At 44.9% G+C, this 16318-nt stretch carries 10 protein-coding genes; 4 read left to right on the top strand and 6 right to left on the bottom strand.

Annotated elements, in window-relative coordinates; genetic code table 11:
• Window positions 1-2: 2 nt before the first annotated feature.
• Together DN752_RS03755 and DN752_RS03760 are read right to left on the bottom strand one after the other, a co-directional pair.
• The gene (locus DN752_RS03755) at window positions 3-3104 is read right to left on the bottom strand and encodes a SusC/RagA family TonB-linked outer membrane protein (protein WP_112782743.1); all 3102 of its coding nucleotides are present in this window, start codon (window positions 3102-3104) and stop codon (window positions 3-5) included.
• Between the two features lie 281 nt (window positions 3105-3385).
• Window positions 3386-5620, bottom strand: a complete 2235-nt coding sequence (locus tag DN752_RS03760) for a sodium-translocating pyrophosphatase (RefSeq protein ID WP_112782744.1) — start codon at window positions 5618-5620, stop codon at window positions 3386-3388.
• 321 nt (window positions 5621-5941) lie between these two features.
• On the opposite strand from DN752_RS03760, the gene DN752_RS03765 reads away from it, so the two are divergent.
• From DN752_RS03765 to DN752_RS03775, 3 genes are all read left to right on the top strand, one after another.
• A complete protein-coding gene (locus DN752_RS03765) occupies window positions 5942-6931 on the top strand; it encodes an NAD(P)H-quinone oxidoreductase (RefSeq protein WP_112782745.1) in 990 nt (329 codons plus the stop codon).
• A gap of 675 nt (window positions 6932-7606) precedes the next feature.
• Window positions 7607-9013: an amidohydrolase family protein gene (locus DN752_RS03770; RefSeq protein WP_112782746.1), complete on the top strand. Its 1407-nt coding sequence runs from the start codon at window positions 7607-7609 to the stop codon at window positions 9011-9013.
• Between the two features lie 587 nt (window positions 9014-9600).
• Window positions 9601-10623 (top strand): pirin family protein, encoded by a 1023-nt coding sequence (locus tag DN752_RS03775; RefSeq protein ID WP_112782747.1) that lies wholly within the window; start codon window positions 9601-9603, stop codon window positions 10621-10623.
• Between the two features lie 94 nt (window positions 10624-10717).
• Here the strand turns inward: DN752_RS03775 and DN752_RS03780 are convergent, their stop codons facing one another.
• The 4 genes from DN752_RS03780 to DN752_RS03800 all read right to left on the bottom strand — a co-directional run bounded on the left by DN752_RS03780 (window position 10718) and on the right by DN752_RS03800 (window position 14790).
• A complete protein-coding gene (locus tag DN752_RS03780) occupies window positions 10718-11050 on the bottom strand; it encodes a hypothetical protein (protein ID WP_162633100.1) in 333 nt (110 codons plus the stop codon).
• Between the two features lie 375 nt (window positions 11051-11425).
• Window positions 11426-12550 (bottom strand): glycerate kinase, encoded by a 1125-nt coding sequence (locus DN752_RS03785; protein ID WP_112782749.1) that lies wholly within the window; start codon window positions 12548-12550, stop codon window positions 11426-11428.
• 338 nt (window positions 12551-12888) lie between these two features.
• Window positions 12889-14247 carry an alanine/glycine:cation symporter family protein gene (locus DN752_RS03795; RefSeq protein ID WP_112782751.1) on the bottom strand — a complete coding sequence of 453 codons (1359 nt, stop codon included), beginning with the start codon at window positions 14245-14247 and terminating at the stop codon, window positions 12889-12891.
• 162 nt (window positions 14248-14409) lie between these two features.
• A complete protein-coding gene (locus DN752_RS03800; RefSeq protein WP_112782752.1) occupies window positions 14410-14790 on the bottom strand; it encodes a GxxExxY protein in 381 nt (126 codons plus the stop codon).
• A 279-nt stretch (window positions 14791-15069) separates the two neighbouring features.
• Here DN752_RS03800 and proB point away from each other — a divergent pair, with 279 nt between their 5' ends.
• Entirely contained in the window at window positions 15070-16158 is a 1089-nt protein-coding gene (gene proB / locus DN752_RS03805) for a glutamate 5-kinase (RefSeq protein WP_112782753.1), read from the top strand.
• Window positions 16159-16318: the final 160 nt, after the last annotated feature.

The raw sequence follows: 16318 nt of genomic DNA on the forward strand, positions 1-16318 counted from the left end.
AATTAAAGTCCTAGATTGAGTGTAAAGAAGAAGCTTTGTACACCTGGATATCCCAATCCAGTGAAACCTACAGCATTTCCACCTGCACCAGCGGAGAATGACTCTGGGTCAAACCCGTCCCAAGGAGTAAACAAGATAATATTGTTTGCTGCCACTGAAGCCCTGATGGATCGGAATGGTGTATTTTCTAACAACTTCGTGTCAAAGTCATATCCCAAAGTAATATTCCTTAATTTGATATAACTGGCATCATTCACAAAATTCTCACTGATTCCGCGATAAGTATTTCTCCAATAACCTGCTCCATAGTCCACACCGTCGGGGCCAACACCCTGTCCGAGCCACACCTCTTTCGTGTTAGTGGATCCATCTTCCAAAACACCGTCAAACACAATGGATTCATTACGAATTGCGGTGTAATCATTTTTACCAAATGCAGAAAGGAAGTTTTCAAACTGGTTATATTGTTTCAAATCTGCCCTAAAATCAATAAGGAAGCTCAAATCAAAGTTCTTATAAGAAAATTCATTTTTCAACCCGCTAAACCATTTTGGAACGGCATTTCCCAGGATAAGCTGTGTAGTATTTCTCAAAGGAAATCCATCCTCACCGATTATCATTGGCAAGCTGGACTGGGCATACTTACTTTCAGGGTCTCCACCATAGCGCTGATAACTTGTACCATATAAATTACCATAAGCGTCACCTTCTATGAGTTTCATGGTCACTGTACTCCCTGCGTAGCCAGACTGACTACCTACGATGATCTCATCGATCCCCTCTCTGATTCCCACTACTTCATTTTTATTCTTTGTCATGTTTCCAGTCACCGTCCACTTAAAGTCGCTGGTTTCGATGATTTCTGCCCCCACTACCAATTCGATACCACTATTCTCTATTTCTCCGGCATTGGTGATATAGCTACTGAATCCTGTGCCATCTGAAATAGGAACAGGAATGATCATGTCCTTTGAATTGGACTTGAAATAAGTCACATCCAAATCAACCCTACCCTCAAAAAATGACAACTGGGTGCCAAATTCCAAAGAGGTAGTCAACTCAGGCCTAAGACCGGGATCACCAAAAGTACTGTTTCGACTAAATCCCACCTGTCCATTAAGAGGGAATACATCTGGAGCCACAAAAGTTGCTCCTAGGATATGGGGTTTGGTGTCTTTACCCACCTGCGCCCAAGAGGCTCGGATTTTACCAAATGTAAACCATGAAGGCATCGTCATATTCTCACTGAATACATAACTCACATTTACAGAAGGATAGAAAAAGGAATTGTTGTCCTTTGGAAGTGTAGAAGAAATGTCATTTCTACCGGTTAGATTAAAGAACAAGTAGTTTTTGTAATCCACTGTCAAATCTCCATAAAAGCCCACCAAACGCTTAATCTCACTATCTTGGTCTGTAAAAACCTGAGAAGTATAGTTAAGGTGATAAAAATCAGGAATCACAAAATCTGACCCGGTCGATACCACTCGATCAAACCTTCTTTCGAAAATATCATTACCCAATCTTAATGTAGTATTCCAATCTTCGGAGAACTGTTTTTGAAGGGTAATATAGAAGTTAGATGTCAAATCCCGCGCATTGATCCTGGTTTCCTCGATAAATCCCGTAGAGCTCAATGCGACTTCACCATCTATCCCTTTGGGACCAGGAGTAATTTCTGTCCTGCTGTCACTCGACACATCAGTCCCTAATCGGTAAGATAAAGTCAACCAGTCAGTGGGCCTATAATTAAGGTTAATGTTACCAATGATCCTATTGACATTATCTTCATAAGTAGCAAAACGTGCATCATAAATAGGATTGGTATTGCTATAAGTATTCATGGTACCATCAGGATTAATATAATCCCGGACATCCTGGGTTTCTGCCCAGTACATCATTCGCTCCATAAACCTATCATGGGGCACCCGATTACCTCCGGAATTAGAGAAATTCATGGATCCACTGAAATCAAACTTTTCACTGGCCTTTACCGTACCGGAAAGTTTGGCAGTAGTTCTGCTCCAATCACTAAAAGGAATAATACCCTGCTGATCCAATCTACCAAAGGAGCCGTAGAAAGTGGCATTTTCACTACCGCCAGAAAAGCTGATGTTATTATCAATATTCAAGCCGGTATCAAACGCCCTGTTCCAATTGTCCTGATACTTGTGTCCCGGCACTGTTTCCGCCACTTCTGCAATCGGCGCACCCCAAGCTGGCCAAAAACTGGAAGGGTCATACTCTCCACTAAACCCTTGACCAAATTGATCTTGAAGGTTGGGCATTTTTACCAGCTTATCCATTCCAATGGAGCTATTGATATTGATACGTGTCTCTCCTGCCTTGCCTTTTTTGGTACGGATGATCACTGCACCATTTGCTGCTCGGACACCGTACAAGGCAGTAGCCGCTGCTCCTTTCAGTACAGACATGGATTCGATATCATTGGGATTGATATCAGCCGCCCTGTTTGACATGCCTCGAGGAGTGTTGCCAGAGCCTGATTCAATGGTTGAATTGTTAATCGGCACACCGTCTACCACAAAAAGTGGCTGGTTATTGGCATTGGGGTCAAGAGAGTTGATCCCTCTAATGACGATCCGGGCACTTTGACCTGGAGCACCACCAGAATTAGTGATCTGCACACCTGCCACTTGGCCTTGGAGTGCATTGACCAAGTTAGGTTGCTTCGTCTTAGTAATTTCTTCGGATCCCACTACTTGAGCGGCATAACCAAGGCTTTTTTCACTCTGATCAATATCAAATGCGGTAACAACAAACTCACCCATCTCCGACACATCCTCTTCCATTACCACACCAATCGTCGTTCGGTTTTCGATGGCGATGGTCTGGGTAATATAGCCTAGGTAGGAAAACACCAAGGTTCCTTGCCCATTTGCTGCATCAATGGAATAATTCCCGTCCAAGTCCGTCACGGTACCCGTATTGGTTCCCTGTAACAACACACTCACCCCTGGAAGTGGCTCCCCATCTTCCGCGGTCGTCACCGTTCCGGTGATCGTCATTTCTTGCCCATAGACTTGACCTACCAGCAAAAAGACGAAAACCAAGAAGGTTAATTTCGTAAAGGTTTTCTTCATTTGTAATTAATTTATGGGTAAATATTTTTTAAACGATATTATATTTTATTATAAAAAAGAAATAAATTCATTTGTTTCGAATAAACCTATTTCCTAAAAACATACAAAATATAATATGTCAATTTTGTAAATTATTTGTTAATAAACAAACCGATAAAGTAAAAATTGAATAATGTGTAATTTTATGTCATTACCATAAAAATGGGTATAAAAAAAAGCCCCGATGCATCATCGAGGCCTTAATTCATTTCTTTTCAGTTGCTTAACACACCTCTTCTCTCTTATCGCTTCCCCTCTTCTTTCGCCTCCACCTCCTGCTGAAGCAACACCAATTCTTCTTGCACACTTTCTATGTTGATTTCTTTGTGGTCTTCATTGTTTCCGCCCATGCCGTGTGACGGAACTTCAGCTATATGAGGAGCAATAATCAAGGAGACAATGGAAGTCAATTTGATCAAAATATTCATGGAAGGTCCAGAAGTATCCTTAAAGGGATCCCCTACGGTATCTCCTGTCACAGATGCTTTATGTGCCTCAGAGCCCTTATATTCCATTTTGCCATCGATCTCCACTCCTTTTTCAAATGACTTCTTGGCATTGTCCCAGGCTCCTCCGGCATTGTTCTGAAAAATCCCCATCAGCACTCCGGAGACGGTGATCCCTGCCAAAACTCCGCCCAAAACCTCTGGACCAAAACTGAAGCCCACAATGATAGGCACCACCAATGCGATGGCTCCCGGTGCGATCATCTCACGGATGGAAGCCCTTGTGGAGATTTCCACGCATTTGTCATACTCAGGCTTGGACTTGTATTCCATAATACCGGGAATCTCCTTGAATTGCCTTCTTACCTCATTGACCATGTCCATGGCCGCTCGGCCCACTGCTGCTATCGCCAGGGATGAAAAGATAAACGGTATCATCGCCCCGACAAACAAGCCCGCCAAAACATCTGCCTTATAGATGTCAATGGAGTCTATGCCTGCAATCCCCACATAAGCTGCAAACAAGGCCAATGCCGTTAGCGCCGCAGATGCTATCGCAAATCCCTTTCCAGTGGCCGCCGTGGTATTCCCTACGGCATCCAAGATATCAGTCCGCTCTCTCACTTCCTTGTCACAGCCAGACATTTCTGCTATTCCACCGGCATTGTCTGCTATAGGACCGAAGGCATCGATGGCCAACTGCATTGCGGTCGTGGCCATCATCCCTGCCGCCGCTATGGCCACGCCATACAGTCCAGCACTCAAAAAGGATCCATAAATACCTGCTGCCAACACCAAGATCGGCATTACCGTAGACTCCATTCCCATGGAGAGGCCTCCAATGATATTGGTGGCATGCCCAGTAGAAGATTGCTTGATGATATTATTTACCGGCCTTTTACCCATGGCTGTATAATATTCGGTAATGATACTCATCAGCGCCCCTACCACCAAACCGATCAACACAGCTCCAAAAACGCCCATTTTGGTAAACACGGGTGAGTTGTCCCTTATCATGACCAAATCACCCTCGGGCAACATGAAATCAATCACAAAATAAGACGCCGCCACAGTAAGTAAAATGGATATCCAGTTTCCTTTGTTCAAGGCCGCCTGAACGCTGTCGGTTTCTTTGGAGATTTTTACAAAAAAAGTACCGATAATAGAAAAAACCACGCCCAATCCAGCAATGACCAAGGGCAGCAATACTGGTTCGATCCCACCCATCTGATCATTGGAAACAATCTCTCTTCCCAAGACCATAGAAGCGAGAATAGTAGCCACATAAGAACCGAATAGATCTGCTCCCATGCCGGCAACATCGCCCACATTGTCACCTACGTTATCGGCGATCGTTGCGGGATTACGTACGTCGTCTTCCGGGATGCCTGCTTCTACCTTTCCCACTAAATCAGCCCCTACATCAGCGGCCTTGGTGTAAATCCCACCTCCCACTCGCGCAAACAACGCAATGGACTCTGCCCCCAATGAAAAACCAGCCAATACTTCCAAGGCACGTTCCATATCCAATCCATTGACGTCACCGCCAGCGGATACCACGTAGAGATGGTAAAAAACAATAAATAGGGATCCCATTCCCAACACCGCCAATCCTGCTACTCCCAAACCCATCACGGTACCTCCTGTAAAAGATACTTTCAGCGCCTTGGCCAAACCTGATTTAGCCGCCTGTGTGGTGCGGACATTGGCCTTGGTGGCGATATTCATCCCGATATATCCGGCAAAGGCTGATAAAAAAGCTCCCAAAACGAATGAAGCTGCAATCACGGGGCTGGAATTTTCTACCAGTGTCCCCGACCAAGCCAAAATAATCCCTGCAATGACCACAAAATAAAAAAGTACTTTCCATTCTGCCTTTAAAAATGACATGGCGCCGCGGGCAATATAGCCTGCCAATTCCACCATCTTTTCGTCGCCTGTGGGTTGTTTATTTACCCAAGCGGACTTTACGGCCATCACAATAAGCCCCAATATCCCCAAGAAGGGGACCACGTAAATCATCTTTTCCATAGTATGTATTAGCGGTTTTTTTAAATGTTATATACCTAAACAAATATATTACTATTCAACTACGAAACAACCAGTACATTAATTATGAAAAGAACCCATATGACAATACAAATTTTGAATTGACAGTAAATATGTAAAATATTAACAATTAAACAATTCAGCTTGTTTTAAATTACTAAAACCCAAACCGATGATATGTTTTATTAAAAATCAGGAGAACGGGGTGATTTTTCCCTTTTTATAAGTTGATTTTGGTCATTGCTACTGTTTTTTTCCTATTCCCAACCATTATATTTACCAAAAGTACCATAACAGATCACTATGAAAGCAATCGTAATCTCTGAACCCGGAGGACCCGAGGTCTTACAAATCCAAGAACGCAATATCCCCAAACCTGCCGCACACGAAGTCCTGATCAAAGTGGCTGCTGCTGGCATCAACCGCCCCGATGTGGCACAACGGAAAGGCCACTACCCTGCTCCGGCTGATGCTCCAGCTGATATTCCGGGATTGGAAGTTTCGGGAACCATCTCTGCCAAAGGCAAAGACGTGAAAACTTGGGAGCTCGGCGATGAAGTCTGTGCATTGGTGGCTGGAGGTGGCTATGCGGAATTTGTCACCGCCCCCGCGGTCCAGTGCCTGCCCGTGCCTGAAGGTGTTTCGCTCTTGGAAGCGGCTGCCCTGCCGGAAACGTTCTTTACCGTTTGGAACAATATTTTTGACATTGGCCAGTTTGAAGAAGATATGACCGTGCTGGTACACGGAGGCAGCAGTGGCATTGGCGTGACGGCCATACAGCTAGTCCGTGCGCTTGGCGGCAAGGTCATCGTTACGGCTGGATCCAAGGAGAAATGTGAATACTGCACTGACTTGGGCGCCAATTTGGCCATTAACTATAAGGAAGAAGACTTTGAAGAGGCGATCAAGTCCAATCCGGCATTTAAAAAGGTAAACATCATTCTGGACATGGTCGGTGGAGACTATACCGCAAAGAACATCCGCCTGCTCAAACCTCAAGGGAAGCTCATCATGATCAACGCCATGAAGGATAGAATGGGTGAAGTGGATTTGCTAAGGATCATGGCCAACCGCCTTACGCTAACCGGATCGACCCTTCGTCCGCAGTCTATCGGATACAAAGGAAATATCGCCAAAAACCTCCAAGCGCATGCCTGGCCGTTCTTCCCGGAAAAGATCAAACCTATTATCCATAGAATCTTCCCCTTGGAAGAAGCACCCCAAGCACACCAGCTCATGGAAACCTCTGCACATATCGGCAAAATCCTACTCCAAATCCCTACAAAAGCATAATGGATTGGGGAATTAGGGAATTGGAAAATTTGAAGATTGAAAAGTTGAAAGGTTCTAAGGTTGTAACGTTGTAAGGTTGCTTATGCCCGTTGTTCCGACAGCTATGCTGCGGAACCAGTAGCATTGAGTTTTTAACTCAATACCACTAGTTTAGTGGTTTCATGGAAAGCTTGGCATGGTGTATCACCAAAACTTTACTAGAGACTTGAGAGCCTCATGCCGTAGGCATAAAAGCTTGCTAACAGCCACGATCATCAATGCTCAGTCATGTGCCGTAGGTACACCCCGTTGTTCCGACAGCTATGCTGCGGAACCAGTAGCATTGAGTTTTTAACTCAATACCACTAGTTTGGTGGTTTCATGGAAAGCTTGGCATGGTGTATCACCAAAACTTCACTAGAGACTTGAGGACACCATGCCGTAGGCAAGAAAGCTTGGTAACAGCCACGATCATCAGTCCTCAGTCATGTGCCGTAGGTACACCCCGTTGTTCCGACAGCTATGCTGCGGAACCAGTAGCATTGAGTTTTTAACTCAATACCACAAGTTTAGTGGTTTCATGGAAAGTTTGGCATCGATATCAATCGGTAAAAGCAATTTCCCTCGCCGTAGCCTCGCTTGTCCTGTACACTTCCAAATAAATACGTATATTTAACTAACACAACCGCTTTATCCATGAAAATAACCTCTCCTTTCATCTTGATGGTCTTATTGGCCTTTGGAATGATTGCTTGCCAAAACAAAAACAGCCAAAAGGAAGCGCCTTCACCGACCGCAAAAGTCATCGCCGATGTCAACATCATCGACATCCGTAATGGGCACATCACTAAAGGACACGTGGTGGTGGATTCGGGGAAAATCCAACGGATACTGCCCGTTTCGGAAGATGAAGCAGAAGTAATCCAAGAAGCAGAGCTGATCAATGGAAAGGGGAAATACCTAGTGCCGGGCATAGCAGAAATGCACGCCCACCTACCTTCGGTCATCTGGAATGACCCTCAAATGGAAGAGGTACTTTTTCTCTACCTTTCCAATGGCATCACCACAATCAGGGGAATGCTTGGCCACCACCTACACCTAGAACTCAAGGAAAAAGTGGCCAACGATAAAATCCTCAGCCCCAGAATCTACACTTCCAGTCCTTCGCTAAACGGCAATACCGTTACCAGCACCGAACAGGCTACCGAAATGGTCACTTCCTACCAAAAGGATGGCTTTGATTTCCTAAAACTCCACCCTGGCCTCCGGCTGCACGTCTTTGACCAAATCGTCAAAACAGCCAATGAAGTAAATATCCCTTTTGCCGGTCATGTCTCCACCTTGGTGGGTATCAGACATGCACTCGAAAGCGGCTATGCCAGCATTGACCATGTGGATGGTTTTTTGGAAGGACTGGTACCGGAATCGGCAGGGGTAAATCCTACCGAAAATGGTTTTTTTGGCTATAATTTTACCGAAAAGGCAGACACCACACTTATTCCAGACTTGGTAAAAACGACCAAAACACATGAAGTTTGGGTCGTACCGACCCAAAGCTTGTTTAGTAGGTGGTTTTCGCCCACTCCCGCCAAACAGCTGGCCAATGATCCCGAAATGAAATATATGGCTCCTGAGGTAATCGAAAACTGGATCAACAGCAAAAACAACCTCACCGAAACAGATGCGTACAACGCTGAGCAATGGGAGGATTTTATGGCCATCAGGAAGATGCTGATCCGTGGACTTCAAGAAAATGGACATGGCCTGTTGCTAGGTTCGGATGCTCCACAGGTGTTCAACGTTCCAGGTTTTTCCATCCAGCATGAAATGCAGGCAATGGTAGAGGCAGGTCTAAGTCCGCTTGAAACCCTGCAAATGGGTACAGTCAATCCAGCCAAATACTTTGGTCAAGAAGGCAATTTTGGTGAAATAGCTACAGGAGCCAGCGCAGACCTCATTCTTTTGGACGCTAACCCACTGGAAGATATTTCTAATATGCAACGCCCCAGGGGAGTGATGGTCAGAGGACATTGGATCAGTCGAGATCAGATCGACCAGAAGTTAAAAACTATCGCCGATAAGTACAGGGAATTGAATGAGTGAGAAATCATTCAATATGCTATAACACCTACTAGCCTATCTCTACCCCCTTACCTCAAAAGCGGCTCTATACTGAAATAAAGCCACACGCTAAGGCATATAAAAATGCTACATAAAACAGGTAACTTATTTGAGAACCACATAGCTATATAGGGCTCAATAGGGTGAAATTCCGAAATCAATTTACCCTGTACCTGTAACCTCGGTTCGATTATAAAACCGTCACTACGAGGCTTAGAGGGAGGTCTGAGCGGGTGGAAGCCGTGGCAGCTCGCCGCGGCGAGTTGCCACACACTTTTCCAACCCACATCCTCCTAAAAAGGGCCTGCCTGGGCAGACAGGTTCGCTATGACGGTTTCAATACTAAAATTAAGTCGAGCTCAGGTTTGTACTTTTAGATTGGGGCTTTGCACCAACTGGTGGTGGAACGTTGTGAGCGTCTTAAATACGAGTTTTTATTTTAAGTCCGGTTTAGCCATTCTACTAACCGAAAAAAGCAGAACTTTCATTCATTATGAAACCTTTTCAGGGAAATACGTGTATATACATTAGATTCATTTACATTTAATTTAAACGGCTTAGGAGGCACTATGAAAGATACAGCAGTCAAAAAAATCAGACAACTTGGATTCCAATGGCAAACACAAGATCCCTTTTTGTTTTGCGCCTATCACTTGGACGAATTTCCAGAAGGAAACGATGATCTTGGACCAAAAGCTTCTTTGGAAGGCCGAAATATCGGTCAGGACTTTACCATCCGAGATGGATGGAGAATGTACCATGGAAGCAAGGTACCCGGCTTTCCTGCCCACCCCCACAAAGGCTTTGAAACGGTTACATTGGTGGAGCGTGGATTTGCGGACCATTCGGATTCATTGGGAGCAGCCGGGAGATTTGGGCAAGGTGACGTGCAGTGGATGACCGCCGGTAAGGGCGTCATGCACAGCGAGATGTTCCCACTGCTGAACAAGGATGAAAAGAACCCTTTGCTGTTGTTCCAGCTATGGCTAAACCTGCCCAAAGCAAACAAAAACGTTCCTGCGCATTTCAAAATGCTTTGGGGAGAGACCATTCCAGTGCATACCGAAAAGGATGAAAACGGCCATCAGATCAGCATCAAGGTAGTGGCCGGACAGTATGCAGACGCAAAGGCTCCTGCTCCCAACCCAGATTCATGGGCAGCGGATCCTGAAAACCATGTGGCCATTTGGACCATCAAATTGGCGCCCAATGCCAAATGGACATTACCGGCCACAGCGGAAGGCATCAATCGCTCTCTATTCTTCTATAAAGGAGAAAAACTAGATACAGAAGGCTTTGAGGTGCCAGAGGGACGTTCACTGGACCTGTTTTCCGAAAAGGAAATCACTTTTGTGAATGGTAATCAACCTGCTGAGCTGTTGTTCTTGCAGGGAAAACCCATCAATGAACCAGTCGTGAAGCATGGCCCCTTCGTCATGAACAGTACCCAGGAAATCCATCAGGCCATGACGGAATTTCAGCAGACCCAATTTGGAGGCTGGCCATGGCCAAACCATGAACCCACCCATGCCAAAGAAAAAGGACGGTTTGCCATCCATGCTGATGGGCGCGAAGAGGTAAAAGACCAGTAACATTATTCATTCCGGCGACAGCAAAGTCTTCCTAGAAAACTAGGGCCTTTCCTTCGTCGGAATGTCTTTTTAACCCGGAATCAATGCCGTTTAGTTAAGGGTATTCCCTCCTTTTCATATACCTAAAAGTCCTTTTTTTGATTGACTTTGGCTGGGGAAACCTGATCATCTTGGTGGATTTTATCCTTTTCCTTTTTTCCCCCGAAAGCCTTCGGGGCAGGCTATTGATGAAAAAAGAAAGAAAAAAATCTAGGCCGGTGGTATGCCCTTTAAAATGGAACATGGATTTACCCTGCGACCGAGACCCGTCACCCATTTTAATTTCCACCCGATGGCTACGACCTAAAAGTGAGTGGGTCTCGCTGTTCCACGACGCGAGCCAACTCCCTTCCTTAACGGCCTCCACCATCGGCTGGAAAACAGGCATACCAAGGGCCGTCATATGGAAACAACACCTTTTTGGGACTTATTAACTGAATCCGCCTTGCAGGTATTGGGCGTTAAGAAATTAAAAAGCGGGTGGGCAAGAAGGCAGGCTTGTTTGACGAAATACTAGTCAAAAAGAATGTTGGCTGCTAGAAAAGGAGGAGTTTGCCTGCATGAGGGGAGGTTTTAATTTTAGGCCAATAGATGCACAGCGGCGGGGTTTTTTGGTTACTTTTTTGACCTGAAGCAAAAAAGTGACAAAGGTAAAGGGATGAAAAACACCTAGGAATTTAGCTAGAAAAATAACTGCCCAAGGAATAAATATAGAACCCATATTTTCCAGATACACACTAACTAAACGGCATTGAAACCGGGTTTAATCCTCTTCACCGAAATCACACTTACTTAAAAATTCCTTCAAGCTACTTTTCAGGTACTTCTCGGCGACATCACTTATATTTTGCAGACTAAAGTCCAATTCTGGCAAATTGACGACTTCATCAAAGCCACTCTTTATGCCTTCCTCCTCTCCTCCGGAAGTGATTAAAATAGCCTTTTTACGCTGTTGTTGAGCCAGTTGCAATAACTCATAGCTTCCTTTGCCAGCGGATGACTGACGGTCAAATCTTCCTTCTCCCGTAATCACCCAATCTGCCCACTTCACCTTTTCTTCCATCTCCACTCGCTCAAAGAAATAGTGGGCTCCTTGCTTGATTGCTACCGGAAAAAAAGCACTTAGCCCTAGGGCAATTCCACCTGCCGCACCAAAGCCCGGCTGATCCTCCAATGCTCCCTTTCCTTTGGCTTTCATCAGTTCAAAGACCCTTTTCGCTGCTTCTTCAAACGCCTGTTGGTCGGTATCCTTCAAACCCTTTTGCGGCCCAAATACCGGAATGGCACCTTCCTTCCCAAAAAAGGTATTGTTCACATCGCACAAACAGGTAAAGCGGATATTGTGCTTGATCGGCGACCGCTGGATATAGGCCACTTTGGACAGAAATCCTGGACTAAACACCGGGATTTCCCTGCCATGTTCATCCAAAAACAAAAAGCCCAATGCCCTCAATATCCCTGTTCCCATATCCACTGTAGCACTTCCTCCAAGTCCTAGGATGATATGGTCAGCACCTTGGCTGATCGCCTCCAAGACCAATAGCCCTGTCCCATAGCTACTGCTCGCTTTGGCATCTATCAAAGCACTATCCAGCCCTTCAAGCCCACTTACTGTGGCCACATCAATCAAAACAGTTTTTTGACTTTTATTTAAAAACATTAACCCTAATTTAACCCTTCCGATAGCATCAAGCCCCATCACCTGTAGTTCACTTAGCCCCAGCTGTTTGCCAAGCAACAAGCAAGTTCCGTCTCCTCCGTCGGCAATGGGACACAATTGGAATTCGGCTTGGCGCAAATGTTGGCTCAGTACTTCCTTGATCAGAGCTGCAGCGCGATCAGCTGGGATGGTTCCTTTGAAAGCATTGGGGGCTATGAGGATTTTCATAGGTTGGATACTAGGTTATTCATAAACAATCAACCAGCTTAACTCATACAGGTTCACATAGATCTATTGCGTCTTTAGTCCTCCATCAGAAACCTTTCGAAATTCCCTTGGTGGATTATTTGAAACGTACTTTCAGGATATGCTTTTAAGAAACTGTTAGGTCGTTTCACCTTAGCATTAGGGTTCCATTTGAATTCATAGGCCTGTATTTCCCCTCCTGACTCTTCAATAAAATCAATTTCAATGACTTTAAAATACAACTTTTTTGGATTTCATTCCGAAAAAGTCAGTACTTTATTGGATTTTATTCCGAAAAAGTCGATTTTAATATGGCCATTTTATAACGTGTTTTTTTTCTTCATCCGTATAAAGTAGTCCTTGGTGGCTGCCATTACTTTTGGTGAAAGGTAAATGGCAGAAATCATGGTTGGGAAAGCCATCACGGCATACATGCCATCCACAAAGCTCATGACCACCTTTAGCGAAACAACCGCTCCAGCCACGATGGTCAGCAGATAGAAGTAGTTGTAATAATTCGCCTTATCCGCTCCGAAAAGGTAATTAAAGCATTTGTGGCCATAATAGCTATAGGTAAACATGGTGGACAGCGCAAATACCAATACGGCAGCCATCAAGAAATATTTGCCTACCACCGGAATCCCGCTCTGAAAAGCAGAAAGGGTCATCAGCACGCCATCCTTTTCACCCGTTTCCCATACTCCTGTCACCATAATGGTCATGGCGGTAAGCGTACATACCACAATGGTATCGATAAATGGCCCCAGCATCGCAATCAAGCCCTCACGCACAGGCTCTTCATTTTTGGAAGCCCCATGCACCATGGGCGCGGTACCGATCCCTGCTTCATTGCTGAAGGCCGCTCGCCTTGCTCCTGTGATGATCACTGCTCCGACGGAGCCACCCAAAACGGCTTCTCCTGTAAAAGCATCATTGATAATGGCCCAAAAAGATGGTATTATCTGCCCACTGAATTTATACAAAATCACCAACACGCTAAGAAAATAAAGGGTCACCATAAAAGGCACCATTTTCGAAGCCACAGCCGCAATTCGCTGTATACCGCCCAAAATAACCGTAGCAACCAAAAGCATCATCGAAATGCCCAAAATCCATCGAGTAGAGGAACCATAATCCAAGCCAAAGGGCTTTAAAAGTACCACTCGCATCACCTCGGTCAACTGGTTGGCCTGGAAGATGGCCAGCAGTCCCATGATCCCAGCGACACAGAAAATGACAGACAGAAAGCGCCACTTCTTGCCCATCCCCTCTTCGATCACGTACATCGGCCCGCCTTGGATGTGTCCGGAGCTGTCCTTGCCACGGTACATGATGGCCAGCGTACAGGTAAAGTACTTGGTCGCCATGCCGACAAATGCCGACATCCACATCCAGAATATTGCTCCGGGACCGCCCATTCCGATGGCCAGGGCCACCCCACTGATATTGCCCAGTCCCACTGTCGCAGCAATCGCCGAAGTGAGAGCTTGGAAGGAAGTGATGTCCCCTTTGGCATTGGGGTCGTCGTATTTGCCACTTACCACCTTCATGGCGTGGGCAAATCCCCTGAAAGGAATTATTCCAGAATATAAAAACAACAATGTACCTCCCCCCAAAAGAAGGGACAGCAATGGCCATCCCCAAATCCAGTTACTAAAATCAATGATCAGTTGCCCCATAGTTTACGTTTAATTCATGCTATGCCGTCTTGCTTTTATTTTAAAGCAAAACTAAAAAGTGAATATTACCACCATTTTCCTACTTATCCAAAAATGAATTTTATAATCTAACAGATATTTTTGCTCACGGAAATCACGAAATACTCAGAATTGAAGGAAAAATTAATTAATAATTCTAATGATACTTTCTCTGTCTATTAAAAATGAACTGTTAAAGTTAATCAAGAAGCCTAGGGGTTTATTGGACAATTTGAGATAAGTAAGCAATTGTTTCTTATGCACATCCAGTAAATCGGAAACCGATTTAATTTCTAAAATCACACAATTTTCTATCAAAATATCCAGCCTAAACCCCATATCCAATTTTACTGAATGATAGTTTACAGGAACAGCAACCTGAGCTTCGGCAGCCAGTCCCGCTTTAGAAAATTCATACAATAACGCTTCTTCATAAACACGCCCCAATAAGCCGGGACCCAATTCTTTGTGAACTCTAAAAATAATCCCGCGTATTGTATATGTCAACTCCTTGTTTACTTCCAATTGCCTGATAATTTAGTTGGTAAAGCTTCAATTTAGAAATTTACTCGAGGACTTAGGGATTTTATAAAAAATGTCACCAAAAGTACTTTATTCGTACAGAATTCCAGTAACATTCCCCTCCTTAATCACCTGGTACATTCTGTGTACTCTGTGCATTCCGTGAGAACCATAAAAATTCCTGTGTAATCCGCGGGAAATCCCCACAATAAACATCCGGTCAATCCGAGAGAAATATCCGGAAACCTTGCTATTTTTGGTACTGCTTTATAAACTGTCCGTATGATCCACCAAAAGGCCAATACCATCGTTATCAAAATAGGTTCCAATGTCCTCACCCAAGCCAATGGTTCTCCTGACAACTTGCGCATGAAAGCCTTGGTGCGACAAATGGTCTACCTCCGAGAGCAAGGCCAAGAGATCGTCCTGATCACTTCCGGTGCAGTGGCTTTCGGGAGAAAATCTACGATTTTTGAGAAAAAAACCGATGCGGTCGTCCAGAAACAGATACTCGCAGCAGTTGGCCAAATCGAGCTGATCAAGAACTACAAGCAGCTTTTCCTAGAGCACAACACGCCAATTGCGCAGATCATGGTGACCAAGAGTGATTTCAGGGACAGAAAGCACTACCTGAACATGAAAAACTGCCTGGAAGGGCTCCTGAAAAACAATATCATTCCAGTAATCAATGAGAACGACACCGTTTCGGTGACCGAATTGATGTTTACCGATAATGATGAACTCGCAGGGCTGGTGGCCGCCATGTTGGATGCCAACAACCTGATCCTCCTCAGCAATGTGGACGGAATCTATAAGGGCCATCCGAATGATCCCGAAGCTGAGCTGATCGAAAAAGTAGGCTCAAAAACTCCATCGATGGCCAATTTTATTTCCTCTTCCAAAAGTTCCTTCGGCCGTGGCGGAATGCTCACAAAGATGAACATGGCCAAAAAATCAGCCGATCTGGGCATCGGTGTCACCATTGCCAATGGCAAACGGGAAGATGTGCTGATCGATTACTACCACAACAGGTTGCGGTGTACCTATTTTGAACCCGCCAAGGCCAAACAAAGCCCCAAAAAGTGGATTGCTCACAGTGAACACTATTCCAAAGGCGAAGTCATCATCAGTGCTGGTGCCGAAAATGCCCTGCGATCCGATACCATCACCAGCCTGCTCCCCATTGGAATCCTTGAGATCAGGGGAAACTTCACCAAGGGTGAAATCATCCGTATCCAATCGGAAGATGGCCGTAAAATTGGCCTTGGCAAGGCCGCCTATGGTGCCAAAGTGGCTGCCGAAAAACAAGGAATAAGCAATCAAAAACCCATTGTCCACTACGATTATCTCTACCTCTATCAAGATCGCTAAGGATAATCGCTTAACAAAAACAGCTGGAAATCAAGTATTGGAAAGCACGCTAATCACCCTCTTTTATAAGGAAAGCGATTTTCCTACGTGACTTTCACCACATCACCTTTGTTACCTTTCCCTTCAGGTGAAAAAAGATCAACACAAATCATACTCATCT

The organism is Echinicola strongylocentroti (assembly GCF_003260975.1).
GTDB lineage: Bacteria > Bacteroidota > Bacteroidia > Cytophagales > Cyclobacteriaceae > Echinicola > Echinicola strongylocentroti.

What these genes read in the sequence shown, in the direction of transcription:
- DN752_RS03770 (WP_112782746.1), top strand. Translation starts at nt 7,607, where the DNA reads ATGAAAATAACCTCTCCTTTCATCTTGATGGTCTTATTGGCCTTTGGA.
- DN752_RS03755 (WP_112782743.1), bottom strand. Translation starts at nt 3,104, where the DNA reads ATGAAGAAAACCTTTACGAAATTAACCTTCTTGGTTTTCGTCTTTTTG.
- DN752_RS03765 (WP_112782745.1), top strand. Translation starts at nt 5,942, where the DNA reads ATGAAAGCAATCGTAATCTCTGAACCCGGAGGACCCGAGGTCTTACAA.
- DN752_RS03760 (WP_112782744.1), bottom strand. Translation starts at nt 5,620, where the DNA reads ATGGAAAAGATGATTTACGTGGTCCCCTTCTTGGGGATATTGGGGCTT.
- DN752_RS03775 (WP_112782747.1), top strand. Translation starts at nt 9,601, where the DNA reads ATGAAAGATACAGCAGTCAAAAAAATCAGACAACTTGGATTCCAATGG.
- proB (WP_112782753.1), top strand. Translation starts at nt 15,070, where the DNA reads ATGATCCACCAAAAGGCCAATACCATCGTTATCAAAATAGGTTCCAAT.
- DN752_RS03795 (WP_112782751.1), bottom strand. Translation starts at nt 14,247, where the DNA reads ATGGGGCAACTGATCATTGATTTTAGTAACTGGATTTGGGGATGGCCA.
- DN752_RS03780 (WP_162633100.1), bottom strand. Translation starts at nt 11,050, where the DNA reads ATGCCTGTTTTCCAGCCGATGGTGGAGGCCGTTAAGGAAGGGAGTTGG.
- DN752_RS03785 (WP_112782749.1), bottom strand. Translation starts at nt 12,550, where the DNA reads ATGAAAATCCTCATAGCCCCCAATGCTTTCAAAGGAACCATCCCAGCT.